Annotated in this window: 37 protein-coding genes; all 37 read left to right on the forward strand. The window is 59.9% G+C overall.

Annotation, left to right across the window (positions count from 1 at the left end):
• The coding region (locus tag WC683_03840) for a hypothetical protein (GenBank protein MFA4971717.1) at window positions 1-219 on the forward strand (219 nt) is incomplete at its 5' end.
• Between the two features lies 1 nt (window position 220).
• The gene (locus WC683_03845; protein MFA4971718.1) at window positions 221-523 is read left to right on the forward strand and encodes a hypothetical protein; all 303 of its coding nucleotides are present in this window, start codon (window positions 221-223) and stop codon (window positions 521-523) included.
• On the forward strand, window positions 520-885 hold the full coding sequence (locus tag WC683_03850) for a hypothetical protein (GenBank protein MFA4971719.1): 366 nt from the start codon (window positions 520-522) through the stop codon (window positions 883-885). The genes WC683_03845 and WC683_03850 overlap by 4 nt, the downstream gene beginning before the upstream one ends.
• Entirely contained in the window at window positions 885-1460 is a 576-nt protein-coding gene (locus WC683_03855) for a PIG-L family deacetylase (GenBank protein MFA4971720.1), read from the forward strand. Before WC683_03850 ends, WC683_03855 begins: the two co-directional genes overlap by 1 nt.
• Entirely contained in the window at window positions 1451-2176 is a 726-nt protein-coding gene (locus WC683_03860) for a hypothetical protein (GenBank protein MFA4971721.1), read from the forward strand. Before WC683_03855 ends, WC683_03860 begins: the two co-directional genes overlap by 10 nt.
• 29 nt (window positions 2177-2205) lie before the next feature.
• Entirely contained in the window at window positions 2206-2955 is a 750-nt protein-coding gene (locus WC683_03865; protein MFA4971722.1) for a ParB N-terminal domain-containing protein, read from the forward strand.
• Window positions 2952-4208, forward strand: a complete 1257-nt coding sequence (locus tag WC683_03870; GenBank protein ID MFA4971723.1) for a hypothetical protein — start codon at window positions 2952-2954, stop codon at window positions 4206-4208. The genes WC683_03865 and WC683_03870 overlap by 4 nt, the downstream gene beginning before the upstream one ends.
• Before the next feature lies 1 nt (window position 4209).
• Entirely contained in the window at window positions 4210-4419 is a 210-nt protein-coding gene (locus WC683_03875; protein MFA4971724.1) for a hypothetical protein, read from the forward strand.
• Window positions 4416-4583, forward strand: a complete 168-nt coding sequence (locus WC683_03880) for a hypothetical protein (GenBank protein ID MFA4971725.1) — start codon at window positions 4416-4418, stop codon at window positions 4581-4583. Before WC683_03875 ends, WC683_03880 begins: the two co-directional genes overlap by 4 nt.
• A 4-nt stretch (window positions 4584-4587) precedes the next feature.
• On the forward strand, window positions 4588-4767 hold the full coding sequence (locus tag WC683_03885; protein ID MFA4971726.1) for a hypothetical protein: 180 nt from the start codon (window positions 4588-4590) through the stop codon (window positions 4765-4767).
• On the forward strand, window positions 4764-5225 hold the full coding sequence (locus tag WC683_03890; protein ID MFA4971727.1) for a hypothetical protein: 462 nt from the start codon (window positions 4764-4766) through the stop codon (window positions 5223-5225). Before WC683_03885 ends, WC683_03890 begins: the two co-directional genes overlap by 4 nt.
• Window positions 5203-5415 carry a hypothetical protein gene (locus WC683_03895; protein MFA4971728.1) on the forward strand — a complete coding sequence of 71 codons (213 nt, stop codon included), beginning with the start codon at window positions 5203-5205 and terminating at the stop codon, window positions 5413-5415. The genes WC683_03890 and WC683_03895 overlap by 23 nt, the downstream gene beginning before the upstream one ends.
• Window positions 5415-5600, forward strand: coding sequence for a hypothetical protein (locus WC683_03900; GenBank protein MFA4971729.1), 186 nt, complete (start codon window positions 5415-5417; stop codon window positions 5598-5600). Before WC683_03895 ends, WC683_03900 begins: the two co-directional genes overlap by 1 nt.
• A complete protein-coding gene (locus WC683_03905; GenBank protein ID MFA4971730.1) occupies window positions 5597-6055 on the forward strand; it encodes a hypothetical protein in 459 nt (152 codons plus the stop codon). Before WC683_03900 ends, WC683_03905 begins: the two co-directional genes overlap by 4 nt.
• Window positions 6034-6324 carry a hypothetical protein gene (locus WC683_03910; protein ID MFA4971731.1) on the forward strand — a complete coding sequence of 97 codons (291 nt, stop codon included), beginning with the start codon at window positions 6034-6036 and terminating at the stop codon, window positions 6322-6324. The genes WC683_03905 and WC683_03910 overlap by 22 nt, the downstream gene beginning before the upstream one ends.
• Window positions 6299-7030, forward strand: coding sequence for a transglycosylase SLT domain-containing protein (locus tag WC683_03915; GenBank protein MFA4971732.1), 732 nt, complete (start codon window positions 6299-6301; stop codon window positions 7028-7030). The genes WC683_03910 and WC683_03915 overlap by 26 nt, the downstream gene beginning before the upstream one ends.
• Window positions 7027-7269: a hypothetical protein gene (locus WC683_03920; protein ID MFA4971733.1), complete on the forward strand. Its 243-nt coding sequence runs from the start codon at window positions 7027-7029 to the stop codon at window positions 7267-7269. The genes WC683_03915 and WC683_03920 overlap by 4 nt, the downstream gene beginning before the upstream one ends.
• Window positions 7270-7293: 24 nt before the next feature.
• On the forward strand, window positions 7294-8928 hold the full coding sequence (locus tag WC683_03925; GenBank protein ID MFA4971734.1) for a phage portal protein: 1635 nt from the start codon (window positions 7294-7296) through the stop codon (window positions 8926-8928).
• Window positions 8925-9854: a hypothetical protein gene (locus WC683_03930; protein ID MFA4971735.1), complete on the forward strand. Its 930-nt coding sequence runs from the start codon at window positions 8925-8927 to the stop codon at window positions 9852-9854. The genes WC683_03925 and WC683_03930 overlap by 4 nt, the downstream gene beginning before the upstream one ends.
• A 71-nt stretch (window positions 9855-9925) precedes the next feature.
• Window positions 9926-10435, forward strand: coding sequence for a hypothetical protein (locus WC683_03935; GenBank protein MFA4971736.1), 510 nt, complete (start codon window positions 9926-9928; stop codon window positions 10433-10435).
• A 26-nt stretch (window positions 10436-10461) separates the two neighbouring features.
• A complete protein-coding gene (locus tag WC683_03940) occupies window positions 10462-10680 on the forward strand; it encodes a hypothetical protein (GenBank protein MFA4971737.1) in 219 nt (72 codons plus the stop codon).
• A 16-nt stretch (window positions 10681-10696) separates the two neighbouring features.
• Window positions 10697-10906 (forward strand): hypothetical protein, encoded by a 210-nt coding sequence (locus WC683_03945; protein MFA4971738.1) that lies wholly within the window; start codon window positions 10697-10699, stop codon window positions 10904-10906.
• A gap of 25 nt (window positions 10907-10931) precedes the next feature.
• Window positions 10932-12353, forward strand: a complete 1422-nt coding sequence (locus WC683_03950) for a hypothetical protein (GenBank protein MFA4971739.1) — start codon at window positions 10932-10934, stop codon at window positions 12351-12353.
• 33 nt (window positions 12354-12386) lie between these two features.
• On the forward strand, window positions 12387-12863 hold the full coding sequence (locus tag WC683_03955; protein ID MFA4971740.1) for a hypothetical protein: 477 nt from the start codon (window positions 12387-12389) through the stop codon (window positions 12861-12863).
• 17 nt (window positions 12864-12880) lie between these two features.
• On the forward strand, window positions 12881-14011 hold the full coding sequence (locus tag WC683_03960) for a hypothetical protein (GenBank protein ID MFA4971741.1): 1131 nt from the start codon (window positions 12881-12883) through the stop codon (window positions 14009-14011).
• Between the two features lie 65 nt (window positions 14012-14076).
• On the forward strand, window positions 14077-14331 hold the full coding sequence (locus WC683_03965) for a hypothetical protein (protein ID MFA4971742.1): 255 nt from the start codon (window positions 14077-14079) through the stop codon (window positions 14329-14331).
• Entirely contained in the window at window positions 14328-14684 is a 357-nt protein-coding gene (locus tag WC683_03970; GenBank protein ID MFA4971743.1) for a hypothetical protein, read from the forward strand. Before WC683_03965 ends, WC683_03970 begins: the two co-directional genes overlap by 4 nt.
• Before the next feature lie 126 nt (window positions 14685-14810).
• A complete protein-coding gene (locus tag WC683_03975) occupies window positions 14811-15344 on the forward strand; it encodes a hypothetical protein (GenBank protein ID MFA4971744.1) in 534 nt (177 codons plus the stop codon).
• Window positions 15341-15748 (forward strand): hypothetical protein, encoded by a 408-nt coding sequence (locus WC683_03980; protein MFA4971745.1) that lies wholly within the window; start codon window positions 15341-15343, stop codon window positions 15746-15748. The genes WC683_03975 and WC683_03980 overlap by 4 nt, the downstream gene beginning before the upstream one ends.
• Entirely contained in the window at window positions 15745-16521 is a 777-nt protein-coding gene (locus tag WC683_03985; protein MFA4971746.1) for a hypothetical protein, read from the forward strand. Before WC683_03980 ends, WC683_03985 begins: the two co-directional genes overlap by 4 nt.
• A 16-nt stretch (window positions 16522-16537) precedes the next feature.
• Window positions 16538-17848: a 6-hydroxymethylpterin diphosphokinase MptE-like protein gene (locus WC683_03990; protein MFA4971747.1), complete on the forward strand. Its 1311-nt coding sequence runs from the start codon at window positions 16538-16540 to the stop codon at window positions 17846-17848.
• A complete protein-coding gene (locus WC683_03995) occupies window positions 17802-18143 on the forward strand; it encodes a hypothetical protein (GenBank protein ID MFA4971748.1) in 342 nt (113 codons plus the stop codon). The genes WC683_03990 and WC683_03995 overlap by 47 nt, the downstream gene beginning before the upstream one ends.
• Window positions 18144-18193: 50 nt before the next feature.
• Window positions 18194-18367, forward strand: coding sequence for a hypothetical protein (locus WC683_04000; protein ID MFA4971749.1), 174 nt, complete (start codon window positions 18194-18196; stop codon window positions 18365-18367).
• A gap of 13 nt (window positions 18368-18380) precedes the next feature.
• Window positions 18381-21509, forward strand: coding sequence for a phage tail tape measure protein (locus tag WC683_04005; protein MFA4971750.1), 3129 nt, complete (start codon window positions 18381-18383; stop codon window positions 21507-21509).
• On the forward strand, window positions 21506-23779 hold the full coding sequence (locus tag WC683_04010; protein MFA4971751.1) for a hypothetical protein: 2274 nt from the start codon (window positions 21506-21508) through the stop codon (window positions 23777-23779). The genes WC683_04005 and WC683_04010 overlap by 4 nt, the downstream gene beginning before the upstream one ends.
• A complete protein-coding gene (locus WC683_04015; GenBank protein ID MFA4971752.1) occupies window positions 23776-25662 on the forward strand; it encodes a hypothetical protein in 1887 nt (628 codons plus the stop codon). Before WC683_04010 ends, WC683_04015 begins: the two co-directional genes overlap by 4 nt.
• A gap of 9 nt (window positions 25663-25671) precedes the next feature.
• A complete protein-coding gene (locus WC683_04020) occupies window positions 25672-26256 on the forward strand; it encodes a hypothetical protein (GenBank protein ID MFA4971753.1) in 585 nt (194 codons plus the stop codon).
• Window positions 26257-26266 lie beyond the last annotated feature (10 nt).

Genomic DNA, 26266 nt, shown 5'->3' on the forward strand with positions numbered 1-26266 from the left:
GAGGTTTTGGGCACGGGGACCACCGAGGAGCCTCAAGGCGCGATGCGGGGCGGAGAGGTGGGGGAATCGGACGGGGAAGCGGGGCGGATCGCGTCCGGGGGCGGGGAGCAAGGTCTTTTCGACGATTTCGAGGTGGGTTCGGAGGTCGAAAAGCGGGAGGGGGGCGGAAATCGGGCGGGAGACCACGCAGGCACGTCAAGGCACGATGCGGAGGCCTGAGGTGGTATCAAAGTGGGGCGGGGCGGCTTCGGGGCGTACCGGGGCGCTCGGGCGGAGGAGAGGGAGGGAAAGCGGCGTGATATGGTCGATTCGGATGATACTGGCGCATTGGAGCCTCGGGGATTGGGTGGCCGTCGCGGTGATCGTTGTCCTCGCGGCGGTCGCGGTCGTAATCCGGTCTGTCAGCTACGCATCGTACGCCAATCGGCAAGAGGACAAGCTCCGCGAGGCAATCAAGGAGGCGGCTCTCGCGGAGCGAAGGCGGAAAGAAGAGAGAGAGCGAAAGGAAGGAGGGTCAACATGAAGAGGGAGCGGCGGGTGAAGTTTGGGCTTGCGGATTCGCAGTACGAAGAGGCGCGAGACTACGCACACGTGAAGGGATTCGACGGGGTGCATGATCTGGCGCGGTTCGCACTCGTGCAGTACCAGAAGATGCGGCCCCTGACGGCGCACGAGAGGACGGTGATTGCGAAGTGGAGAGCGGAGGAGGAACAGGCGGCGCGCACGGGGGCGGATATCGCGAAGCTGCGCGACATGGCCGAGGGGAGAGCGGGAGTGTCGAGGATCGCGATGACGGCGGCGGAGGCATCCGAGAGCGGCAGAGTGCTGGTGAGGGTCGGAGAGGGCGGGACCGTGCCCGTTGCGGTAGAGACGGGAGACAGATGATGGCAAGGCGGATCGGGGCGATGATCGTGGCTCCGCACCCGGACGATGAGGTGCTTTGGGCGTATCACTTCTTGACCTGTACCCACTACGGAGAAAGGCGCGTTGTCCTTCTCTCGAACGGAGGGAGGACAGACGCTCCCGAGATCAGCAAGGAGATTTGGAAGGCGCTCGGAGTGGAGGGGCGCGCAGAGCATTTCGTTGATCGCCGATTCTACGAGAGCATCGAGGAGTTGCACATGCTCTTGCAGTCGGAGGTCGAGCGCTACCGACCGTCTCGACTGATCTACCCCGGGCCGAGCACCCATCAAGACCACCGCGTTGTGCAGGACATCTGCCGATCCTTCCTACGGCCCGGCTTCGAGTTCATCCGCGTCGCGTATGAGTACGGATACTGGACGACCAACGGCGGAGACGGTATGACGTGTGTCGGGGAGATCGACTCCGTTGAAGGGAAAATGAGAGTCGCGGGGAAGTATGGCTTGGGGCCGGTACAGATCGAAGCGCTGAGAAGGATCGCTGAGTACCACGGCGGGGAGCCGTACCGAATCGCGAAGGCGGTGTTGGCATGGGGATAGTCTATGCAATTCCATCCTATCTTCGCGCGGAGAAGCAGAGCACTCTCGCTTGGTTGAAGAAGAGCGGGGTGCCTCGAAGCATGATCGTGATCGCGGTCCAGAGCGAGGCCGACTACGGAGCTTACAAAGAGCGCTACGCGGGCGACGTTCGCGGGATCATCTACAGTCCCGGGCGCAATCTCTCGGAGAATCGCAACGCGATACTCGACTGGAACGATGGTCGTGACCAGATTGTGCAGCTTGACGATGACATCAAGGAAGTGGTGAGGCTCGAACGCGGGGGCAAGCTCTCGTTGCTGGACAACGTGATCTCGTTCACCGAACGAGGATTCAAGGAGGCCGCTCGCATCGGCACTCCACTATGGGGCATTTATCCCGTCGCGAATCCGTACTTCATGGATCGCAAAACCTCGACGTGGGCGCTGTGCGAGGGAACGTGGATGGGGATCATCGAGTGCGGTCTGCGATTCGACAGCGATCAATGGCTCAAGGAGGATTTCGAGTACAGCTGCCAAGTACTCGGATCGTTCGGGGCCATCCTCAGGTACGATGACGTTGCGGCGAAAGCGAACCATGTGACGGGCGGCGGGACATACTGGCGCGAGAAGGCGGGGGCGATGTGCGCTCGGGTGCTCAAGAAGCACGCGTGGTGCCTCCGCGCGAATCCTCGAAGGAAGGATGAGGTGCTGTTGCGGAGGAAGGGCGGGAGAGCTTAGACTTGAGAGGAAGGGAGGGCGAGAAGGGTATGGCACGAAAGAAGGCGGAGACGGCGGAGACACAAGAGGCGAGGCCCGGCGAGGGAAAGAGCATCGCGATCAAGTGCAAGGGGGCGGCGCGAATCCCGCTGGCGAGGCTCAACGCATTCCAGGCGACGCTGAAACAGATCAGCGGGGACAACATCGAGCGGCTCAAGGCGAGCATCCTCAAGTACGGATTCAGCGCTCCGATCTTCATCTGGCGCGATCAGCACGGAAAGGTCTACATCATGGACGGCCATTCGCGGATGAAGGCGCTGATCGAGTTGGAGAAGGAGGGGTACACGGTTCCTCCGCTGCCCGTGGACGTGATCGAGGCGAGGACGCGCAAGGAGGCCAAGCAGAAGCTCCTCCTGATCGTGAGCGCGTACGGGCGGATCACCGAAGGCGGCGTGATTGATTTCGTCGGGGAGAGCGAGATTGACCTGAGCGATCTGGACGGGCTGATCAATCTCCCGGACGTGAACGTGCAGAAGATACTCCGCGAGGCGGAGAAGGATGCAAAGAACGTTCCCGAGGTTCCTGACGTGGAGTTTGAGGACACCTCGCTGCTCGCCAACCGCATCATCGTCGTGTTCTCCACGGAGAAGCAGCGCGTGCTCCTCTCGCGGCTCCTTGGGGTGACGGTGGACGGGAAGGTGGTCGTGTTCGAGTTCAAGAACTGCCCCGGCCTCGTAAGGGCGCTCGAAGCGGAGAAGAAAGCGAAGGCGGCGAAACCAGCGAAGGCGAAAGCAGAGTGAGCGTCGGCCAGTACGAATCCCCGCGCTGGTCGCACGAGTTGACCGACTGCTCTCTGCCGATGGCCTTTGACCAATATTCGATCTGCTCGTTTGGATGCCTGTACTGCTTCTCCCAATTCCAGAAGTCTGTAGCTCTCTCGCGGATCGCGTATGAGAACAAGATCGTGCGACAGGTCAACGTCGATCAGGTGAAGAACATCTGGCAGCGGCGCAAGGACAACGTCGCCGTCAGGCAGTTCGGTCCGTACCTCGATGAAGGTCTCGCGTTCCAGTGGGGATCACTCGCCGATCCGTTCTGTGAGTTCGAGAGGAAGCGCGGAGTGGGGCTGGAACTGATGCGGTTTTTCGCGAGCGTCAACCAAGGCATCTGCTACTCGACAAAGGGAACGTGGTGGACGCGGGACCCACGGTACTTCGGACTCTTCGAGGGGCGGGACAACTGGCACGTCAAGTTTTCCATCATCACGGCGGACGCGCGCGCAGCCTCTATCATCGAACGCGGAGTGGATCCTCCGAAGGAGAGGTTGAAGGCGATGGAGAAGCTGGCGAGGGCGACCAAGGGAACGGTCACGCTGCGGCTGCGCCCATACATCATCGGCGTCAGTAACAAGACGGCGCGCGCGCTGATTCGGTCTGCGGCCTCGGCAGGGGCACAGAGCATTACCACGGAGTTCCTCTGCCTCGACACAAGGGCGAGGGGAGCGCGGGTGAAGTACTCGAAGATGAGCGACGTGGCGGGATTCGATCTGTATGCGTACTACGGGCGATACAGTCGCGGCTCGGGATACTGGCGGCTCAATCGGGCTGTGAAAGAAGAGTACGTGCAGGAGATGGAGGAAGCGGCGGCGGAGGTCGGGATGCGGTTCTATGTCTCCGATGCCGACTTCAAGGAGCGGTGCTCGACGGGAAGCTGCTGCGGACTGCCCGAAGGGGTGCCGTGGAGCAAAGGGCAGTTCACCGAAGCGCTCCTGATCGCGAAGAGGAAGGGGCGGGTGCGATTCTCGGATATCGAGCCTCACATGAGCTTCATGCGTTCGGTGCAGTGGATGAACGCGAAGGGCTTCAACAAGGCCACCTCCGAGGCGAAAGCGAAGTACCTCCACTGTTCTCTCGCGGACTACATGCGCCACCTCTGGAACAACCCAAACGAGTTCCGCTCGCCATACAAGATGTTCAACGGGATGGTCGTGCCGGTCGGGAAGGATCGGAAGGGAGACGTGATCTACAAGTACACGGGAGAGGAGGAGAGTTGACATGGCGGGAGAGGAATGCGAAGAGGGTGCGGTACGGGGCGGCTCTCGCTCGATCATCCTTCGGATGCCGCTGTCGAGGCTGGTGGACTTCTACATGAAGCGTTGCGGATCGGTGAACAACCTGACGTGGGAGGCGGGCTTTGACGTTGTGAAGGGCGAGGTGATCATCGAGGTTCTGACGAATGGCGGAGGAAAGGAGGGGGAGGGATGAGGTACGTGCCCGTGCTGAACACTCAGACCAATCAGTGGGCGGTCGGGGCGAGCGAGGATTTCAAGGCGAGGCCGCTGACGCGCGATGAGATAGAGAAGGTGTGCAACGCGCTCAACGGATTGAGGGACTTGATCAGCGAAGTAAAAGCGATCAGAGGGGGGTGATTCTGTGACCTTTCGCATCAACCACGCGCGCGACTTTGAAGAGGCGGGGCGCTCTCGGGCGACCGTGACAATCGTCGGCAATGAGAAGGAGGTGGAGAGGACCGTCGAGAACATCCTTGCCGCGATAGCGAAGGAGCCGGGAGCCTCGCGGCTGGCGGAGCTAATCGAGGGAGGCGGGAGATGAGGCCGATCAAGGGGGTTATCGAGGAGCTTTCCGGCGGGCGGTCGAGGCTCTCGTACCCGGACGGCATGACTCTCGAACTGGACGCGGGGCAGGTGGAGCGGCTGCGAAGCGTGAAGAGCAAGGGCACGCTGAGGAACATGGAGGGGCGAGGGTCAATGTGCTCGATGGCTCTCACCGTCTCGGCCAACGAGGTCGCGGGCATGGCCGCGCGATCCTCTGGCACTACAATACAGGCTCTGGTAAACGATGCCGTGACCGCATACATTCCCCTGATCGAAGGGCTGGATGTCCCGAGGACCGAAGGGAAGCCAGCGACAAGCATTCGGCTCCCCGCGAGTACGATCATGGTACTCAAGGAGACGTGCAAGGCCCGGGGGCTGCTGATGCGCGACGTTGTAAGCCATACCGTCGAACTATACGCAAAGGAGGTTGTCAATGGCGAGAGCGCCAACGTGTGAGGAGTGCAAGAGCTTTCCGAAGGCGGGGAACTGCCGCGAGTGTTTCCTCGTGGAGAGGCGGTTGCTGGTGGAGGCGATGAACCGTGCGGAGGAGATCGCCACGCATCGAAGCATCATGGATCAACCTCCGCTCGTGCTCGCGGTGGTCAAGGAAATCCGCGCGCGGCAACGCACAGAGAGGTGGCTCTGATGTGCCAGAAGTGCGGGTGGGAAATCTGGTACAGGGACATCGAGAAGTTCATCGACGAGCACGTTGTGGTGCCTGCTATCGAGGGCGAGCTTGAGCACATCAAGGACAGCGCCGAAGGCAACAAGCACATCACCCCGGAGCAAAAGAAGAAAGCCGAGTACCTACTCAGAAAGGCGGGAGCATGAACACAGAAGAGACGGCGGCGGAGGAAGGCGGAGTGGTTCCCGTCGAGCCGAAGGGAGAGACGGCGCTGAGGCCGTTCTGGCGGAGCCTGTTCGGGATCATCGCGCATCACGTCCGGTCTCGAACGTCGATCAAGCGGAGCGTGCAGCATCTACTCACTTTCGTCGCGGTGCAGATGTTCGTGCGGGCGATGCGCTGGATCAAGAAACCGTACAGGCCATACGCGGCGCCGGTCGTGGAGATGGCGATTTACGTTCAGGCGTACGCAGCCTCACAGCTGTTAGAGATGGGGACTGACGATGAAGTCCCGATCCTGATGACCGTGGCGTGGAGTCGAGACGGGAGATTGTCGTGCGCCGGGCTTTGGGGGAGGGCGAGCCGGGAGACGATGATCGACATATCGAAGGCGGCGGTGAGGTATTGGGAGCAAGTGCCATGGAGCGATCAAGTCAGTTGAGCGGGTGGGAGCTTCGGGACTCTTTCTATTACGATCCGCCAAACGCTTCTCAGCTGATGGATCGCGATCAGTGGTCGAAGCTGATGGAGCATAGCAAGGGCATCTACTTCGCGAAGGGGAGGACATGGGAGCTTCGCGCGGCGGCGGCCGATGTCCGTGGACTGGTGCGCGTGTTCGCTTCGGAGATGGTCCTTGAAGCGGTAGACGCTACAGCGACACACGATATAATGAGGGAGAGAAAAGATGAAGACGATGGACTTGCCCGATGACATCCAACAGAAGATGCGAGAGGCATCCCGAGAAGGGGAGCGCGAGAGAGGGGAGCGGCGGAGGTCGAGCTTGAAGCACCTCGCGTACACCGCGCTCATCGTGGTACTACTCGGGTTGGTGTTGGCGCTCGGGGCGGTGCTGTTCGGATCCGGTATCGCGTTCGGGAACGGAACGGAAACGACCGTCCGAATGAACGTGAGCGGGATGGTGGTCAACGAGGAGGCGCTGCGATTGATCGGGAGCGGTCAAACGGAGAGCCTCTTTGCTTTCTATGACCGACAGACGCGCGACCGAAGCAAGACGGTGCTGGTGATCGCGGCGGCGTTGACGCAGAGGATTCCGCTGAACGGGTTTTTCGCGCTCGGGTGCGAGGAGAGCGATTTCACCTCCCGCGCTCGGAACGTGAACACGGACGGCTCGATTGACGTTGGCGACTATCAGTTGAACACGCGGAGCTTTCCGGGCTACAGCGTCGCCGAGCTTGCGGAGCCAGCGCTCAACATATCGCTCTCGGCTCAGAAGCTCTCTGCGGATTCGCGGCGGCTCGGCAAGTGGCTCAAGGCTCTGCTCGTGTACAACTGCGGCAGATGGTACGGTGACGTGAAGCAGATCACAATGGAGCACTTCATCCGCATACTCGAAACGGAAGCGGAACTGGATGCGGGATTCGCGGAGGTCGTGCTCTCCGAGGAGGGATCGCCATGATAGCGCTGGCAGCGGTCGGTATGGCGCTCATGGGGTTTGGCTTTGTGTTGATCACGATGTGGATAGTGAGAAAGCGAACGGACACCACAATCGAAAAGCTGATTGGCCTCGCAACAGAGGCCATCCGCGTCGGCGGGAAGGATCACACCGAGTTCATTGCGCTTCGGGATGAGCTGCGCGCTCTGCTTCCGAAGGAACGCGAAGATGGATTGAGCGGGACCATTGGGGATGACCCATAATCAGAAAGGGCGGAGGAGGTCGAGATGTTCGAGGGATTGAAAGCGAGGCGAGCGCGGGCGCTGTGGGAGGTCGAGCAGATCGAGAGCCAGCGCAAGGTCTTGAGGGTGCTCGAAGGCGCGTTGCACGAAGCGTATGACCCGCGCGACAAGCTCAAAGACCCTGACGAGGATCGGTGGCAGAAGATCGGGGGGAGTTCCGATCTGAAAGCGCTCGACTCCGCTGACCACGGAACGATGCGCACACAGGCCGTCAACTTTTTCTATCGCAACCCTCACGCTCGCGGCATCGTGCGACTCTTCGAGAAGTACATCGCCGGTCGAGGTTTCAACATTTCCCCCAAGGCCAAGCTCCGACGGGTGGCCGACTATTGGAAAGCGTTCTGGCGCAAGAACGGGATGGACCGGAGGCGGAGGGAGATTGTCCGTCGCACGGTCAGGGACGGTGAGGTGTTCCTCCGATACTTCAAGGACAAGGACGGGGTGCCCATCGTGCGCTTCATGAATCCCGATCTGGTGGCGGAGCCGGACGCGACCACGGCCAAGAACGCGGGAGCCGTGGGGAACGTGTCGTGCGGAGTCGAGACGGACAACGACGATGTCGAGACGGTGCTTGCGTATTGGTATAAGGGGAAGCGCATACCGGCCGAAGAGGTCCAGCATGAAAAGATACTCGTGGACAGCGACGTGAAGCGCGGGCGGTCGATACTCGAAATCGACATGCCCGATTTCACATACTACCGATCTTGGCTACAGAACCGCATGACCCTCGCGAAGCTCCGCACGGCAATCGGGCTGGTGAAGAACGTCGATGGGACTCCAACACAGGTCGCCAACATCGCTTCCGCAACCAAGACGGCCAGCAAGGTCAACCCCGATGGCTCCTACATGCAGAAGCTCATGGACGGGGTGAACATCCTGACCGCGAGCCGAGGGGTCAAGTACGAGTTCCTCACGCCGAATCTCCAAGCATCGGACGCGCAGAATGATGGGCGGTCTGTGCTGCTCTCGATCAGCGCTGGCGTCGGGCTTCCCGAGTTTATGGTGACTGCCGACGCGAGCAACGCCAACTATGCCTCGACGCTGGTGGCCGAGTCGCCGGGCGTCATGGAGTTCTACGATTGGCAGGACTTCTTCAGGGGCGCGTTCGAGCGGATGTATGAGCGCGTGATCAAGTACGGCATGACTATCGGCGAGATTCCCGAGTACGAGATTGTGCAAGAGACGATTCCCGTTGGCTCGATGCTCACCTCGCTCGAAGCTCGGGAGGCGGCGCGCATGGCGGTCAAGAGACTCCGCGAAGCGGCAGAGGCTGACGGAGAGCCTGCGGTTGATGAGCCTCTCGACGGAGAGCCGACCACCGTGGAGACGCGGAGGCCGGTGTCCACGGAGTGTGATGTTACGTTCCCCGAGATCACTCACCATGACGTGAAGACGGAAAGCGAAGCGTTGCATATTCAGAAAGCGAACGATTGGGTGAGCGATGAGACGGCCAGAACCAAGCTCGGGTACGACAACGAGACCGAAAAGCAGCGCATCCAGCAGGAGCGCGAGGAGATGGACTTGACGACCGGCGAGGAAGGGCAGGGCGATGAGGACTTGCTCAAGAGTCGCGAGGCCGAGAAGCAGATGAATACCGATTTGGAGGGCGAGGAGCAGTGACCCAAGTCCAAGCGGACCGCATCGCGAAGGAGTACGCTCGACGCGGGATGGTCCATCACACTGCCGCTCTCGAAGTGACGGAGCGGGAGTTGCTGAGAGTGTATCGGAGCGCGGCGGCGGAGTTGGCGAGGAGGATTGACGAGATAGATGATGTCTCGGCCAGTTCCTTCCTACGCAAAGCATCGCAGCAAGTTGACGAGCAGATCATCCGTCTCACGCAGCGCACTCAGGCCATCGTCGCGAGGAATCTGAACCGCTCTGTGTCGCAAGGTCTCCGCGACGGGGAGGCTACGCTCTACGCCACGGCCACCTCTGCGGTCGGGAGGGCCGCTGCGGTGAAGACTCTCGGGACTCCGATGGGATTCGACAGGTTGTGGAGCGAGGCCGTGCAGTCGCTGTACGGGGGCACCCCGGGGATCGAGCTTTCTCCGCGAATATGGGAGGTGGAGCGCACGACGCTGAAAAGCATACAGCGGTACCTCGCGCAGTCGATGGCCTCCGCGCGGTCGAGGTCGGAAATCGTCTCCCATATCCGATCCTTCCTGCTCATGCCGAACGTCGATATGAGAACGAAGGCGTGGCGGTCTTTCTTCGAGCAGAATCCCCCGGGACGCGGAGTGTATCGGAGCGCTTACAAGAACGTTCAGCGCGTTCTCAGGACTGAGAGCAATCGAGCCTACCGAACGGCAACACAACTGTACGCGAGACAGAAGAGTTGGGCGACGGGAGTGAGGTGGACGTTGAGCGCTGCGCACCCCAAGGTCGATATCTGCGACACCCTCGCGGCTCAGGACTTGTACGGGATGGGGGCGGGAGTGTATCCGGCGGGGGAGGCTCCCGACTCAGGACACCCGCACTGCCTCTGCTACTTGGTCGTGGTCTACAATCTGCAAGCGCTTGGCCTCGGAGGGGCGGAGGCGGCGTGACGAAAATGGCGTTGACACAATCGCCGTTGGCGATACAATCAAAGGCATAGGAATCAGAAGAGGAGAAAGGTATGGCGAAGGCTGGAAACGTTCAACCACCGGAAGCAGACGATGAGGAGGATGTCGTTCAGGAGGCTCCGAAGGCCAAGAGGAAAGGTCCGCTGACCGAAGGCGAGCGCATCGTGAGGCAGAACGCTCTCGACGCGCGGGTGAGCGAGTTGAAGGCGGAATCGGTCGCGCGGCATAGCGTGAATCCCGGCGATGAGAAGATCACAAAGGAGATGGTGCCGTACATCGAGACTCGGCTCTCGCTTTCGGGCGGCACTCTCCCGGTCGAGATCGGCGCTGATCTCGCCAATCGCTTCGGAGTCTCGAAGCTCGACGCGGCGGCTCTGGACAAGGGCATCACGCGGCAGGAGCCGACTCACCGCGCGGCTCTCGTGGCCGGGTTCACTCGTGCGGCGCTCAAGTGGATAGAGGGCGAGTACGGACAGCCGGTGAAGGACGGGATGGGCCGGTTGGTCGGGTACGGAGAGCGCATCGCGGCGCTCCCGAACGGGCATCTGCAAAAGCGGTTCTGATCCGCGCGAAGCGGGGGAGGCCTGCCGTGAAAATCACTTTCCTTGTTGCGAGCGTGAGGGTTGATGACGGAGCGCGCATCGTCACGCTCAAGACCGAGTTCCCCGGGATGCCAAAGGCGCTCGAAGTGCGGTTGACCGACAAGGCTGACTTCATCACGTTCGAGGTCGGCAGATCGGTCGAGGCGGTTTTCACGGTCGTCAAAGAGGAAGCGGCACCGGCCCCGGAGACGGGGCTGGCTCTCTGAGAGAGGAGAAGGGAAAATGAAGACGGCAAAGGCCAAGTTTTACGTCCAGTCGATTCGCCAGAACAACCCCAACACGCGCACGGTCAGTCTCACCTCCGCGCAACTGTTTTGGGATGCCTCCTACTCGGGAGGGTCAATCGAAATCGTCTTGCAGGACAAGGAGACGTGGGGAGCGTTCGAGGTCGGAAAGTACGTGAACCTGACTGTCGAGTCAGCAGAGGACTGAGCGCGGGAGAGGGGAGGGGGAAGGGATGGACGAAAACGGAGTCTTTGCTGGCAAGCTCGCCGAGCTTGTCGAGCAGTCCACGAGGCCGTGGAGCGAGGTGAACAAGTCCAAGCTTCCGGCTGCTTGCTTTTTGTGGGTAGAGGATCCAGAGAAGAAAGCCACGTGGCATCTGCCGTATCGCGAGGGTGCGGGCGGTATCGACGACAAGACGGGACTCTATCGACAGGCGGGCGAGGTGAACATCGCGGCTCTGCGGGCCGTAGCAGCGGCCATCGGAGGCGCGAGGTCCGGGAAGGCGATGAGCATGCCCTCGAAGATCAGGAGGAAAATCGACGGGTTGCTCAAGCGCTACAAGATCGGGGAGTACGCCGAGAGCGCGAATCCCGGCGATGAGGAGCGTGAGGAGGGGGTTGCCTTTGCCGAGATCACGGAGGCAGCGGGGGTGGCGCAGTTCGCGGGGGTATCGCTCGACAAGCAAGCGCACGTTGTGAAGGGAGTGGCGGTGCTACGCCCGGAAAGCGTGAACGTGAGCGAGAGCGGGCGAGGCCGGTACTACGGTCACCAGGCTCTACAGGACGCTACCGTGCTCAGCGAAGGAACCAAGGTATACATCGACCACGAGGTTAGAGGCTCGGAGACTCGGGGCGGGGTGAGGAGCACGCGGGACTTGCTCGGGTACTTGCAGGACTCGCGGCTTGATGAGAACAAGGTCGTGCGGAGCAATCTGCACTACCTCGCGTCTCACGCTCCGTGGTTCGAGCCAATCGTGGAGCAGATGGCAGACAAGGTTGGCCTCTCCGTGCATGCTTTCGGTTCGGTTGTCGCGGACCCGGAGCGGGGCATGGATCAGGTGGAGCGGCTGACCCGACTCAAGAGCGCCGATCTGGTGACGGAGACCGGGAGTACGCGCTCGCTGTTCGAATCCCGCAGTGACGCGGGAACAGAAACGCAAGAGGAGGAAGCGGGAATGGATTTGACAAAGCTGACTCTTGCCGAGTTGCGCGAAGCGCGGCCGGACATCGTCGAGGCGGTGGAGGCCGATTCGCGCGCCGTGGTCGAGGCTCAGAAAACCGACAAGGAGCAGAAGGACAGGATTGCCATGCTCGAATCGGAGAACAAGACCCTCAAGACCAAGGTTGACGAGGCGGAGTTGAAGGAAAAGATCGCGGCGAGGAAAGCGAAGATCACCGCAGCGATCAAGGAAAGCGGGATCAAAGAAGAGATGATCACCGCCACGTTCCGCGAGGTACTGGAAGCGGCCGACACCGACGAAAAGGTCAAGGCGCTCCTCACCGATCGCAAAGCGCTCATCGAAGGGGCGAATGCGGGAGTGCGGGACATGGGCGATGAGCAGAAGCTCGATGAATCCGCTGGTGGCAAAAAGGACAATGGCGCGACGGACGATCAGTACCACGCTGCCGTTGTCGAGAGTGCCCGGGGCGCGTAGGCGTCGGGCGAATCACGAGAGGGAATCGAGAGAATGGCAAACAAGATGCGTTACCTTCGCGGACCCGTTGCCGAGGCATACATCGCCAAGAGCGGCACCGTGGCAATCGAGGAAGGTGACATGCTCAAGCTCAACACCTCGGGGCAGATCACGCCGGCAAGCGTGTCTGGTGACAGCACCGGACTGATCGCTGTCGCGCGCGGAGCTTCCCCTGCGACCGATGCAAGCGGCGCGAAGGTGCCCGTGAATATCATCATGTTCGGCAGCGTGTTCGAGTTCATCTGCGGTACGACAACCGCAGCGCTCGCTTTCGGACAGGCCTTGAAGATCACGGGGAAACAGACGCTGAGCAAAAAGACCGCAACCAACATCGCGGTTACAGGGACCAACGCAGTCGCAATCGTGGCCGAAGGAATGGCCGCGAGCGGCAGCACCGTGAAGGTCATGTTCAGGCAGACGAGGTGGGCAGCGCAGATCAACAGGCGGTCCACCGGCACCTGGGGTGCGTAGGGAGAGGTTGAGAGGATATGGGACTGAGAGAACTGTACGAGAGCGAAGGCGAGGTTGTATTCACTCGCAAGCTCATCAACCTCATCGTCGAAGGGAAGCTGAAGCCGGAGGAGTTCTCCTTGAGGGCGCTGTGGGAGGCCATGGGCCGTCCCCGGCTCTCTCCTTCCACCGGTGGCCTGTTCAGAGGCAAGATCGAGAACGATGCCGAACTGAAGGAGGCCGTTGACAGCACGATGTTCCCGAAGATTACCGGGACGATGATCAACAAGGTCGTCATGGATGCGTACCAGCTGGAATACGGCATCGGCGACAGGCTGGTGCGGGTGATTCCGAGCACGCAGAAAGACGACACCATCGTGGGCATGACCGCAGAGGGCGAGCTTTTCGAGGTGGGCGAGGGCCTGAGCTACGAAGAGACCGGCTTTGAGGAAAAGCACCACAAAATCTACAACCGCAAGTTTGGCCGCATCGTCGGACTGACCGAGGAAGCGGTGAAGTTCGACCAGACGGGCCAGATGATCGCGCGGGCGCAGCTGATCGGCGAGAAGATGAAGGCCAAGCGAGAACAGGTCATCATGGAGGCTGTCCTTGAGAAAACCTCCTCGGGAGTTCTCGCGGCTTGGAGGCCGGGCGGAACATCGACCGCTCTGTATTCCGACACCTCCACCGATCCGTACAGCGCCACCACGTTCGACAACAACATCACCGATGTACTCTCCGACGAAACCGACATTGACGCTGCATTCGTGGCGTGGGCGTCGGCAAAGGACGAAAACGGGGAGTTCATTCAGGTGGTGCCCGATGCCATCCTGACCAATCTCGGGAAGGCGAGCACGGCCATGAAGCTCTTCCAGCAGGACCGCACGCTGGCCTCTTCGAGCCTCGGGGACAACATCTACAAGGGCAAGTACCAGCCCTACACCTCCCCGTGGGTCAACAGCATCGTGAGCGCGACCGCGTGGTTCATCGGAGCGTTCCGCAAGCAGTTCATCTACACCGAGGTGTTCGCTCCCGAGGTCACTCAGGCTCGCCCCGGCAGCGATCAGGAGTGGCTGCGAGACGTGATCTACCAGTGGAAGGCTCGCTTCATGGGCGGGTGCGGAGCGGTGACCAACCGCTACGTCATCAAGTCCACCGGCGCTGGCTGAGATAGAAGAGACGGGAACCGGGGCGGAGTCGTGAGGCTCCGCTCCTTTCGCAAAGGGAGATGGCGGTGGACGTACAGACAATCATCGACGCGATTGATACCAAGCTCGCCGCAATCGCGGCTTCTCCCGATTCGGTGGTCAGCTATCGGATCGGCGACAAGAGCGTGGACAAGGCCGGGATGGTCAAGTACCTCATGGAAATGCGCAAGATGTACACCGAGCTTCTCAAGGACACTCCAACGGAGGATGTCAGCATGGTCGATGTCGATATCAGCGCATTCGGCGAGGACTTCTCCACGGTGATCGGGGATGACGGATGAGCTATATCTCCGACACGGTCTCTATCCTCGCGGATGAGCCGTACGGGACCGTGACGCGGCCGGTATTCAGGCACGTGTCGGGAGCGGTCCAGTTGATACCTCCGAAGCAAACCGCCACCTCTGTGACATCCACGCGTATGCACTCCACGCCGATCCGAGCCGGTATGACCAAGGACGCGAGGGGATGGGTTGCTGAGGCGACTCACCACCTGTACTGCGCTTCGAGCGCCACGGTCGAGGTCGGGGACCACGTCGCGTTCTCAGGAACGGTCGGGTACCTCGAAGTGCTCGGGGTGGACGCGTACGAGGACCACAAGCGCCTTTGGGCGAAAAGAGTGGAGGGCAGGGCATGAAGAAACCGATACCGGCGCCGTTGACGCGCGCTCACTTTCTTGCCGCGAGAGATAGAGGTGACCGCGTGATCGTGATAGACGGCAACGTGCTCCCCGTCGAGCAATATCTTGAGGAGGAGGAGTTGAATGCCGGAGTGGAAGGGCGAGTACGTCAAGGGCAATCTGGTATCGAACCTACAGAAGCTCGCGAGTCTCAACCACCCGATGATCGTTCTGACCATGGAGATCGCGGGAAACAACGTGGTGGAGCACGCGAAGGCAAACCATCGGAGACCACCCGAATCTCCGGCGGCGGTTCGAGAGCACAGTGACCCGAGATTCTACACTCGCACGGGAAATCTGGTGAACAGTATGCGGGCCGAGAACGCACAAGTCAGTGACCTTGCGATAACGGTGCCCGTTGTGGCGGGAGACACGCGAGTGGACTACGCAGCGATCATCGAGACGGGGAGGAAGAGTGCCGCGACGTTCGGAGGCGGAGCTTTCAATCCGTGGGCTGCGCTGACTGAGTTCGGAGGAGCGGGGCGCAGAGCCTTTCCGTTTTTCAGGCCAGCGATCATGAAAACCGCTCGACGCAACTTCGGTATCATCGGAGAAGGGGTAAGGCGCACGTTGATAGCTCTCTCGAAGGGGTTGCATTTCGGAGGAGGTCCGCGATGACGGACATCAAGGAAGCGATCCGCGATCTACTCAAGGGAGACACAACGCTGCTGACTCTGCTCGGGACTCCGACCGCGTACCCGTACCAGATATTCTACAAAGTGCCCCCGAAAAAGCCGACGCTGCCAGAGGTGGTGTTCTGGTTTGAGGGGTCGAACGAGGACGAGGAAACGGACGGCGCACTTGAACTGAACAACGTTCAGATGCTCCTCGTGAGTTGGGGAGTGACTGAGGTGTATGATCAGATCGCGCGCCGCGTGAAATACGTTCTGCATCAAAAGACGGTGAATAGCACGGCGTACATTTCGCACACCGGTTGGGTGAGCGATGTTTACGATGCGGAGTTCAACTGTTGGGGCAGGACGGACGGCTACAGGATTCATGACAGGAGGGAATCGGCATGAGTCAGGCTGCTGCAAAAACAATCCCCATCGGGCCGTGCAATGTCTATTGGGGAGACAAGCGCCTGGGCTTCACTCGTGGTGCTGTGACGATCCGTTACACGAAAGAAACGGTACAGGGCGCCATCGAGGAGATGGGAGTGGACGTGCTCTCCAAAAAGGTCAAGGAGAGTTGCGAGGTGGACATCGTGATCGCTGATCTGAACCTCAAGCGCATGCGCTGGTTGTACGATCAGGCGAACAGCGACGCGAGCGCAACGACGCTCGACACGACTGCCTATCAGTCGAGCACCACCGCCACGGTTCGCTTCCGTGAAAACATCAAGCTCTCGGGCACCACGGCCGCGACGGTCAGCAAGGCCGCGTGGGTCACGGGCACGGTACAGGTTCACAAGAGTGACCTGAGCGTCGAGTACACGAAGGGCACGGACTGGACGGGAACGTCGAGCGTCGGGACGATCAAACGGACCGCAGCGAGCACTATCCCGACCGGAGCAACGGTCATCGTGGAGTACAACAAGAGCAACGTCACGGTGAGCAAGATCGCGACGGGCGGGAAGATGGCCGACTACGAGGCTCCGCTCCGTTTCGTGCACTACCTGAATGACGGGAAAACTCTACAGTTCTACGCCTACCGGGCAAAGAAGATGGGCGCGAGCGATCTGGCAATCTCGATTGCCGCTGAGTTCGGAGGAATCCCGATGACGTTCAAGGTGCTCGCGGACATGAGCCAAGTCCCGGGCAAGCAACTGTTCTACTGGACGCTGGAAAGCTGAGAAGGAGGGATCACGGATGATGGGCGAGGAAGCGAAGCGGCTTGAGGAATTGCTCGCGGAGCCGGACGACGATGCCGGTGTCGCGAACGGAGAACAACTGACGCAGACTCACGATGAGCGAAACATGGGAGTGCTTCGGTCGTGGTTTCCGCGATGGGTGCGGAACGCGACTCAGAACTGGCCCACGCTCGAATGGGAGTTTGGTCGGCGTGACCTGTCGCTGCTAAACCTCGCCCACATCGACCACGAAAGGGAGCGCATCGAGCGCCACTGGCGCGGACCCGCGATAGTGGTCGGCTCGGGACCGTCGCTCAATGACGCGGCTCCTCTGCTCAAGGACTGGAAAGGCATGGTGTTCTGCACGGGCAGCAACGCCAAGACGCTGATGAGGTACGGGAGAGAGCCTGACGTGATCGGGATGTTCGACTGCGGGGATGCCGTGTACGACCAGATCCGGGGCGCTCGGTACCGCAAGGCGAAACTCGTGACCAATCCTTCGGTGTCGCCGAAGGTGATGCGCTGGTGGAGATGGCCGCACGCGTCGCGCTGGAACAAGCGGTACTACATCATGAATCATTTCGGCCACGATTGGTTTGAGGACACGCTCCCCGTCCTGTTCCCGTACATCCGCTGCTCTGTGATGAACGCGGGGAGCACGGGGAACAACCTCGTGCAGATAGCATGGTTCATCGGGTGCTCGCCGATTTTCCTTGTGGGCTTCGATCTCGGCTTCAATGAGAAAGTGTACCGCGCGGATATGTTCGAGAGGCCGTGGACCGCGAGGGTACAGCGCGAGGGCTGGAAGAGGCACAAGGTGGATGTCCAGTTGAAGCGCGAGGGAACGCTCTTGGATCCATGGGTTAGGGTGTGTGCTCCTCCGCCACCTCCCACGAGGAAGATATACCGCACGGCCAAAGGGCTTCTCACGACAGAGGAGCAGATCGAATACAAGATGGCTCTGTTCGACATCTGGCGCATAGACCGGATGCCGATGATCAACTGCTCTCCCCGGTCGCTGATCGATCCGGAGGAGATGCCATACGTTCCAATCGAGGAGGTAATCAAGAGTGGCGGAAAAGGATTCGAGCACCTCTACAAGCGAGGTGAAGAGATTGACCGAATCGGAGAGGCAGTTCACGCTCGGCACTCGCGTGCTTCTGATGAGGGAGATGTCGATAGGCAGGGCAAAGGAGTTCGCCCTGAGAGCGGTGGCGGCGTTCGACCGGATCAAGGCGGCGGCGGAGCCGCAGACGGGGCAGGACGCGTCAAGCGTTTTGCGGATGCCGATTCAAGAGCTTCTGACGAAGTACGGCGGGCTGGCGTTTGAAGAACTGACCAAGCTCCTCAACTACATCTTCGAGTACCGCAACGCGGAGTATGAGCCACTGACTCGGGAGTGGGTTGAGGAGAACATCTCCCTGCGACAGATGGGTGTGATCATCGAGGAGTTGGCCGATCTGAACCAGTTGGGATGGGTCGTGCCTTTTTTTCGGAAGTCCTTGGCCTCCAGCTTGTCAACCCTGTCTCAGATGGAGGAGACGGCGGAGCCGAGGACGATCAAAACGGAGACGGTCAATCCGGGCGGCGGGAAGCATCCTGGGCGGAGACATACCACGCGGTAATGGTCGCGTACCCGGGCTACACGGTACGCACAATCGAAGAGGAGTTGTCGATGCGAGAGATTCGGGCGCTGCTGCTGTGTAGGAAGAAACAGCCCACTCTCGCGGTCCTGCTGAACAAGGTTGAGCAGATTCTCGAAAAGCACACGGGCTGTCGCTTCCAGAGTATGGAACCGATGCCCGACGACCAGCTGCTGAACGTGCTCAAGGGCGAGGGATGGATTTGAGAGGAGAGGGGCGATGGCGAACGCGATATCAGTTGGCGATCTGATCGCATACCTCAAGCTCGACAAGGGCGGGTACTCTCAGGGGATGAAAACGGCCGCAGAGGAAGCGACCGTGTTTTCATCTGCGGCAGACAAGATGTTCGGACTCGTGAAGAAAGCGGCCATCGCAGCCTTTGCCGCGATCAGCGCCGCGACGGGGAAAGCGATAGCAGACGCCGCACGTTACGAGCAGCAGTTGGCGAACATCAGCACCCTTCTCGACAAGTCAACGATCAAGTACATGGAGCAGTACCGCAAACAGGTACTGGATATCTCCCGAGCGTACGGAGAATCGACGGACACGCTGACCAAGGGCTTGTACGACATCCTCTCCGCGACCATTCCAGCATCGGACGCCATCACCGTGCTCGAACAGTCGGTCATAGCAGCGAAGGCGGGGTTGGGGGATGCCGCGAGCGCGACCAAGGCAATGGTTGCGGTAATCAATAGCTTCGGACTCTCGGCGGCGGAGGCCGCGCCAAAGGTTGGTGACCTGTTCTTCGAGATCATCAAGCGCGGTGTGATCACGATGCCCGAGTTGGCCGAGCAGATCGGCGACGTCACGCGCTTGGCGTACAACGCGGGGGTGTCGCTCGAAGAGTTGGGGGCCACGATATCTGTGATCACGAGGAACGGGGTTGATGCGTCGCAGACAATGACTCAGATTCGGGCTGTGCTCAACGCGATGATCTCTCCGAGCAAGCAAGCTCGGGAGGCGGCGGCTGACCTTGGTATAGATTTCAGCCTGTCCGCTGTGCGCGCTCAGGGGTTTGCGAAGGTGGTTGCAGATATTGCGCGCGTCGCCGAGCAGAATCCCGATGCGTTGGAGAAGCTATTCCCGAACATCCGTGGACTGGCTGGTATCCTGAACGCGGCCAAGGACTTGCGGAGCGAGGTGGTGCTGTTCAACGAGGCGCTCTCGACCGGATCCGTGATGCAGGACGCGTACTCCAAGCAGACCGCCACGTTGCAGCATCGTTGGGATGTGTTCAAGGAGACCCTACACACGGTCAGCATCGAGGTCGGGACGCAACTGATGCCGACTCTCGGGCACTTCCTCGAAATGTTCTCCACTTGGCTCACGGACAACAAGGATCGCATCGTTGGATTCTTCCAGCGCTTTGTCGAGATACTGTCGGGGATGGCCGAGTGGTTACGGAAAAACGGCTCTCTGCTGATGGTAGTGGCGACGGGATTCTCTGCCTTGCTGATCGCGGAGAAGGTTGCGGTTGCCGTGAAAACTTTCTCCCTTACTATGACGCTCGCGTCTGGACCAATCGGAGTCATCACCGCTCTCCTTGCTGCCGCTGCCGTTGCGTTCTTCAAGTACCGCGCTGCCATGCAAGCAGCGCAGGCGGAAGAGAAGCTACTCAAGGACGCGCGCTACGGGCTGCTCGAAAGCTCCGAGGAATACCAGAAGGCGCTCGACATAGAGAGAAAGTACCTCGTGGAGCTACAGATGGAAAAGGACAGGTTGCTCTACGGATACCGGCGGGAAGGGTACGAGTTGAAGAAGGCGGGCGATGTTTATTGGGAGACCGCGAAGGACAAGAAGAACGCCGACAGGATTTGGAGCGGGAGCAAGAAGCTCGAAGAGATTGACGACATGATCGAGCGACTTGAGGGTGAGACGAAAGCGATCACCGAATCGAAGAGTGCATATGAGGCCGAGCAGAAAGCGGCTGTTGACGCTCTGAACGCTCGGATAAAGGCCGAGACCGAAGCGGCGGCAGCGGCAGCAACAAAGGCCGCGAAAGACGCGGCAGCGGCGGCAGAACGCGAAGCCATAGAAACGGAGAGGCTGAACCGAATCAGGCAGATTGAGAGGGAGGTCGCCAACGCAGCCAAGACCGAAGGTCAGATCATAGAGGATGAGATTGCAGAGTACTCCAAGCTCGGTATCGCGATGGACACGATTCTCGCGTACATGAAGCTCAAGCACAAGGAGTACTATGACGAGTTGACCGAGATGCGGGACGACAACGTCCAGAAGATGATCGAGTCAATCGAGGCCGAGAACGATGCTTTGGAGCAGAGGTATAACGCGCAAGAGGATTTCCGAAAGCTCCAAATGGACGGGTACGAGAGGAACGCGTACGACATCGAGATGGAGAAGCAGCGCTTCATCAACGCCGGTGTCGATGAGGTCGATGCGGAGAAATGGGCCGCGAAGGAGCGGGTAAAGGCTTGGGAGGAGTACTGGACTCAGGTCTATCAGGGCGAGCTTGACAAGGCCGATAACGTCGAAGAGACCAACGAGGAGATCGCCAACAAGGAGCGGGAGTTCAACGCGAAGCGGGTGGAGGATTGGGAGACCGCGTTTGGACAGATATCGAGCGCTGGCATGGCGGTGTACGATGCTCTGCGCGAGAAGCAGGATCAGCAGTGGGCGAATGAGAAACAGATTCTGCAAAACGAGCAGAAGGCGGTCGAGAAGAGGTACGACGCGGAGGAGAAAGCGGCTATCGAGGCCGTCGAAGCATCCGCGCTGAGCGAGGAGAAGAAGCAAGAAGAGATCAAGGCCATCCGCGATCAGTACGACAAGGCGCGCGACGATGCCGAGCGCGACGCGAGGAACAAGCTCAACGCCATCGCCTTGAAGCAGTGGAAGGCGGATCGCGACGCGAAGCTGGTGAGTATCGTTGCCGATACCGCAAAGGGAGTCGTGCGGACGTTCGCGGAGTTCGGCTTCACTCCGTGGGGCATCGCGGCGGCTGGTTTGATGGCTCTCGCGGGGGCCGCGCAGTACAAGATCGCATCGGACGCGCCAGAGCCTGTGTTCCCCACGTATCAGAAGGGCGGATTGGTCGGGGCGAACGAAGGCGGAGTGCTACGGGGAAGCCCGGGCATCGACACCAACGTCATTCGCGCGAGCACCGGGGAGTTCATCATGCCGTCCGAACAGACCGCAGCCAATATCGGACTCCTCGAAGCGATCCGCTCGGGAGGCGGGGCGGGGCAGGGGTTGACGATCACGCCGGGCGAGGTCGTGCTGAGTCTTGACGGGCGGGAGATCGCGCGGGCGCAGATACCGTTTCTCACGGAGGAGAGCGACCGTGGGACATTCCGCGTCGCGCCGAGAGCGGTGAGGGCGAGGACATGAGCATCATTCGGTTTGCCTATCACAACTACGTCGATGAGGGCACGATCAGCGTGTACTCTTCGCAGATCGAGACTCTGCCCGTCTCCAACCTACAGGACTGCTCGCTGCTCAAGAAGTGGAAGAGCGCGAGCGGCACGTTCAAGGTGGTCGGCGGGTACAACGATGTTGTGAGCTTCCGCGACACGGCCACCGACTCGATCCGATGCTTTGTCGTGGCGAGCGGAACCTACACGGGGAGCGGGCTGGCCGCGAAAGTGCAGAGCGGGCTGCGCGGGTACGGTAGGTACAACGGGCACACGTTCACTTACAACGGAGCGGGTACCACGGATCGGAGATTCCGCTTCATCAAAGGATCGACCGCAACCGTACTCGCTCTGCTCTTCGGGACAAGCAAGGATCGCTCGCTGGCGCATCTGCTCGGGATGAACGAAACGGACCGCACAGCCTCCTCGCTCTACGGGAGCTTTTACTCTCACAAGGAGTCGCGCGGAAATCAGCAGTGGCTGCGCGTAGACTTCGATGACCAGATCAGCGGGACGGTGATGGTGATCGACGCGCACAATCTCGCGAGCGGAACGGTGATGCGCGTTCGGTCTCACAGCACGGGCAGCTACTTCAACGGGCTGAATGATCGGTATCGGGGCGAGGGAGTTTTCAGGGCGACAACCAACCTCGTGACGAATCCGGAGGATTGGTCTGTCAGTCCTTGGAGCGTCTCTAACATGAGTTCGTACTTGTCCTTGAAGTATGCTCTCGGTAAGAGATTGACCGCGCTTTCTGCAATAACGGCTGGCGGGTATATTCAACAAGCCGTTACCTTCACTACAGCAACCCCATCTATCAGTGCGATAATGGTTCGCGGCACGAGTGCTACAACGAACATCTATGTACGGGATTTCACGGCAGCCGCACAGCGCGGAACGATAACCATAAACTGGGCCACCAAAGCGGTCTCTTTCGCCGATGGAGCGGTGAACGGAAGCTCGGAATGGCTTTCTGATGATCTTGTTATAGTGCGGGCGCAAATGGTTGGAGTGGTGACGGGAAACGTCAATAGATTCGTGCTCGGCTCCCTCGGGGCAGTCGGTGCCACGGTATACGCGACGGCGGCAATGGCCGAGGACACTACTCCTCCGACAGCCTACACACAAACCACGCGCGCCAGCCAAACGGGATTCAACCACCACGTCGAGCCTCTGCCGACCAAGTTCACTTTCAAGTTGAAGATGAAGCCTCTTTTCCCCTTCGACATCGCCAGCGGATACAAGTACCCGTTCGCTTTTAGCAACCAACCTTCATCGCTCGGCTCTTTCGCCGGTTCATACTTCCTCCTCAGATACCACTATAACTCGGACAGATTTTTGCTCTATTACTTCGAGGGGGAAACGCTCAAGAGTTGGAACGTCAGTCCGCTCTATACCGACAATGGGTCACTGATGGTTAATCACACTTGGGTGTTCTCGATTGACTTGAGTCCAACCGTGGCGGGAGCGCGGGTGACGCTCTGGAATCCCGGCGTGAGCGTGTATGCTCTCGGGAGCGCGGCGGAACCGTTGGTGTCGCAACTGACAAACCTCGCGTTCGCAACCTACACAGCCCCTAACAACCTTGACAGCTACATCCAAGAGTTCAAGCTCTGGCGCGGGTACGATCCGGTGTATTGGGCAACCGAAGCCGAGTTTGATGCCGCGTATGCGAGCAAAACGCCGGTCTATGATTACTCTTACAAGAACACCCCGTGGATGACGTACCTCGAATCCGATGACGGCCACGGTCACACCGATGAGGAGATCGGCCTCAAGGCGGGCCGGAGCGTTCACTACTTCTCGACTCCGATCAAGGGCAAGAGCGTCCAGTTGTCGTGGCACGATCCGACCACGGACTATTCAGAGATTGGGCGGCTCTGGATCGGGAACCACGCCGAGCAGCAGTACCACTACACGGGACTACCGATGAGCTTCAAGCGCAAGGCTCGCATCCTCCGAAGCAAGGCCACGATGAGCCGGGCGGGGGTGAGCTACATCGACCGCGAGGATCCACTTTGGGAGTACGAGGTGCCGCTCGATCTGCATGACCCGTACCTGAACAGCGGGACCAAGACGCGCATCGAGACGTTCCTTGAGGAAGCTCAGGACAGTCGGGTGTTCTACACTGACTTCAACGGTGAGTCGAGCGTGTACGGATATATCGTGAAGGGGCACGAGTTCTCGCGCATCGGCAACAGCAGCGCGTTCCAGCCGAGCACGATCACGATCAGGGAGCAGAAGTGAGCCGCATCACAACGTTCGCCAAGCTCATCGCGGCGGCGGAGAGCAAGAAAGAGGTTTTGCTCGAAGCTCGGCCGAGCGAGCTTCTGACCAATTGGGCGGGAAGCTCTCCAACCTACACGATCACGGTCGGGGCGTACGAGGTGGAGGCGCTCACCGTGGACGGTGTGAGCTACACGCGGGTGTACTCCGTGGCGGCGCTCGGGGCGGAGAAATATTGCTGGCTCGGGGGGGTGCTCACGGTACAGGTCGCGTCCGGCTCCATCTTCACCAAGACGGTCGTGGCGACGTACTTCCTGACGTTCTCGCGGAGAGGATCGACGTTCAACGACAGGCACTATCTCCCCATGCTCCTTTCGGTTCCTTCCGTCCAGCAGTCGCAGACCGATTCCCATTGGGGAGTGTCAGTGATATCGGGCGGCTCCTTGTCGTTGCAGAATGCTGACGGATTCTTCGATGAACTGACCAACCGGTTTGTTTGGGAGAACAAGGCCGTGAAGCTCCTCGTGGGAGGAGAGGACTTGCCGTACAGCGAGTACTCAACGCTGTTCTCGGGGGTGATTGAGAAAAAGCACCTCGGGGAGCAGTTGTTTGATCTGAGCTTCCGGGACGAAAAGGAGAATTGGGAGGATGCGGCCCTGCCCGAGAGCGGTGGGACGTTCGAGAAAAGCGCGTGGGCGAATCTTGCAGACGATGACGCGGGGAGGCAGATACCGCTCGTGTTCGGGACGGTGAGAGAGTTGCCCGTTGTGTGCGTGACGAGAGCGAAGGGAACCGCGACGAGCATCCATAGTTTCAAGTACGCGTACACCGGCCTCAACGCGGTGTCCGAGTTGAGCACTGTCCGCGTCAACGGAGTGGCGGTGCCGTACTTGAGCGGGAGCGTTTCGGCGGCAACGTTCAAGCTCTCGGGAACGCACTACGCGCCGGGCGATTCGGTGAGCGTCGATTGCATCGGCTACAAGAGCGGCACCGTGGTGATAGAGAATCCCGTGGACGTGTTCACGAAGCTCGCGACGCTCTGCGGCCGGACGTACACTCCCGACTCGGCAGCGTTCGCGACCGCCAAGACAAGGGCGGCGGATTTCGCGATTGGGTTGGCCGTGATCGACGCGCCATCCTTCCTCGATGTCTGCGGAGAGTTGATGAAGTCTTGCCTCGGAAACATCTTCATCAACAACGCGGGACAGGTGAGCATCAACGTTTGGGACCCTGAGCTTGAAGCGACTCTCCCGACGATCAGTGACGTGGAGATCGCGGACGGATCGCTTGAGGCTGACACGGCGCTCGACGATGTACGGAAGGTGGTCAGAGTCGGGTGGAGGAGGAAATGGGTTGACGGGGACAGCGCCCACGTTCAGGTAAGCTCCTCCGAGGTTGAGCGGCTGTACGGAATCCGCAAGAGCATCACCGTCGAGACTCTGCTCTCAACGGAGACCGGAGCGCACCTCCTCCGCGACAGGCTGGCGCTCATCTACTCGATGGCTATGACGGAGGTCGGTTTCAGGACCAAGCTTCAACTGGCTGACTTGGACATCGGGGAGCGATTGCGGATAACGTGGCGCCGCACTCCGAGTTCCGATGCGCTGAGTTGGCTCAACAGCAGACGCATCGAGATCAGTTCTATCGAAAAGGATTTCGACGGCTCTGTGATAGCGATCAGGGCGAACGATCTGCGCGGAATCGGAGAGTTGATCGGGCACTGGACAAGCGACACCCCGACGTTCCCCACTGACCTGGGAGGCGGGAGTGGGGCAACGTGGTCGAGTAGTTGGACGGCTGCGCAGAAAGCGTATGCCAAGGCGAATTGGGGATACTGGACTGACGATGGAGGATTCGCTGATCCTGCCGATCCGGATTCGCGGTATCTATCCTATTGGTGGTGAGGTGACGAGATGGCGTGGGATGTTTCGACCGTGACGATTGGCGAGAGCACAAAGAAGAGTAGATGGGACAAGGCTGTCGACAACTTCAAGGAGCTTCGCAGTGGCTCAATAACTATATGGGGGGGCAAGACTTTCTCCGGCACCGTCGCGTTCAAGAATGCCGTCACGTTCAAAACATCGACGGTGTTCACGGGCACCGCGACGTTCGCGAAGTATCCGAAGGCATCGGGACTCGCTTCCAAGAACACGTTTGGAGCTTCCGTCGAGAGGAGCTACAAGTCTGGCAGTACCGATCTGAAAGCGCACGTTTACCAAAAGGTGTTCAGGCTCGGATCGTGGGATATGGACACGGTCTCACAGGTCAACATCACCTCGGGTATTGCATCTATGCAGACGAAAATCGTTGGGATTCAATGTTTCATAATGGATGACGGCTTGACTATTGTTAGCGAGTTGGCCAGGGGGGGGTACTACAACTTCAACCCTGATGGGACTCTCGAAATCCTGCGCGACGCGGGGGGTACATTCGACTCAACTCTCTACAACGATACCTCGGTGAATCGTGGATGGGTCATAGTGGACTACATTCTGTAAAGGGGAGGCG

The organism is bacterium (assembly GCA_041648665.1).
GTDB lineage: Bacteria > UBA10199 > UBA10199 > 2-02-FULL-44-16 > JAAZCA01 > JAFGMW01.

Coding starts and splice junctions, on each gene's coding strand:
- WC683_03890 (MFA4971727.1), top strand. CDS start 4,764: ATGAGGCCGATCAAGGGGGTTATCGAGGAGCTTTCCGGCGGGCGGTCG.
- WC683_03955 (MFA4971740.1), top strand. CDS start 12,387: ATGGCAAACAAGATGCGTTACCTTCGCGGACCCGTTGCCGAGGCATAC.
- WC683_03985 (MFA4971746.1), top strand. CDS start 15,745: ATGAGTCAGGCTGCTGCAAAAACAATCCCCATCGGGCCGTGCAATGTC.
- WC683_03970 (MFA4971743.1), top strand. CDS start 14,328: ATGAGCTATATCTCCGACACGGTCTCTATCCTCGCGGATGAGCCGTAC.
- WC683_03995 (MFA4971748.1), top strand. CDS start 17,802: ATGCCGATTCAAGAGCTTCTGACGAAGTACGGCGGGCTGGCGTTTGAA.
- WC683_03935 (MFA4971736.1), top strand. CDS start 9,926: ATGGCGAAGGCTGGAAACGTTCAACCACCGGAAGCAGACGATGAGGAG.
- WC683_04010 (MFA4971751.1), top strand. CDS start 21,506: ATGAGCATCATTCGGTTTGCCTATCACAACTACGTCGATGAGGGCACG.
- WC683_03895 (MFA4971728.1), top strand. CDS start 5,203: ATGGCGAGAGCGCCAACGTGTGAGGAGTGCAAGAGCTTTCCGAAGGCG.
- WC683_03920 (MFA4971733.1), top strand. CDS start 7,027: ATGATAGCGCTGGCAGCGGTCGGTATGGCGCTCATGGGGTTTGGCTTT.
- WC683_03900 (MFA4971729.1), top strand. CDS start 5,415: ATGTGCCAGAAGTGCGGGTGGGAAATCTGGTACAGGGACATCGAGAAG.
- WC683_04005 (MFA4971750.1), top strand. CDS start 18,381: ATGGCGAACGCGATATCAGTTGGCGATCTGATCGCATACCTCAAGCTC.
- WC683_03980 (MFA4971745.1), top strand. CDS start 15,341: ATGACGGACATCAAGGAAGCGATCCGCGATCTACTCAAGGGAGACACA.
- WC683_03860 (MFA4971721.1), top strand. CDS start 1,451: ATGGGGATAGTCTATGCAATTCCATCCTATCTTCGCGCGGAGAAGCAG.
- WC683_03915 (MFA4971732.1), top strand. CDS start 6,299: ATGAAGACGATGGACTTGCCCGATGACATCCAACAGAAGATGCGAGAG.
- WC683_04020 (MFA4971753.1), top strand. CDS start 25,672: ATGGCGTGGGATGTTTCGACCGTGACGATTGGCGAGAGCACAAAGAAG.
- WC683_03865 (MFA4971722.1), top strand. CDS start 2,206: ATGGCACGAAAGAAGGCGGAGACGGCGGAGACACAAGAGGCGAGGCCC.
- WC683_04000 (MFA4971749.1), top strand. CDS start 18,194: ATGCGAGAGATTCGGGCGCTGCTGCTGTGTAGGAAGAAACAGCCCACT.
- WC683_03855 (MFA4971720.1), top strand. CDS start 885: ATGGCAAGGCGGATCGGGGCGATGATCGTGGCTCCGCACCCGGACGAT.
- WC683_03950 (MFA4971739.1), top strand. CDS start 10,932: ATGGACGAAAACGGAGTCTTTGCTGGCAAGCTCGCCGAGCTTGTCGAG.
- WC683_03850 (MFA4971719.1), top strand. CDS start 520: ATGAAGAGGGAGCGGCGGGTGAAGTTTGGGCTTGCGGATTCGCAGTAC.
- WC683_03875 (MFA4971724.1), top strand. CDS start 4,210: ATGGCGGGAGAGGAATGCGAAGAGGGTGCGGTACGGGGCGGCTCTCGC.
- WC683_03945 (MFA4971738.1), top strand. CDS start 10,697: ATGAAGACGGCAAAGGCCAAGTTTTACGTCCAGTCGATTCGCCAGAAC.
- WC683_03975 (MFA4971744.1), top strand. CDS start 14,811: ATGCCGGAGTGGAAGGGCGAGTACGTCAAGGGCAATCTGGTATCGAAC.
- WC683_03905 (MFA4971730.1), top strand. CDS start 5,597: ATGAACACAGAAGAGACGGCGGCGGAGGAAGGCGGAGTGGTTCCCGTC.
- WC683_03990 (MFA4971747.1), top strand. CDS start 16,538: ATGATGGGCGAGGAAGCGAAGCGGCTTGAGGAATTGCTCGCGGAGCCG.
- WC683_03960 (MFA4971741.1), top strand. CDS start 12,881: ATGGGACTGAGAGAACTGTACGAGAGCGAAGGCGAGGTTGTATTCACT.
- WC683_03880 (MFA4971725.1), top strand. CDS start 4,416: ATGAGGTACGTGCCCGTGCTGAACACTCAGACCAATCAGTGGGCGGTC.
- WC683_03910 (MFA4971731.1), top strand. CDS start 6,034: ATGGAGCGATCAAGTCAGTTGAGCGGGTGGGAGCTTCGGGACTCTTTC.
- WC683_03925 (MFA4971734.1), top strand. CDS start 7,294: ATGTTCGAGGGATTGAAAGCGAGGCGAGCGCGGGCGCTGTGGGAGGTC.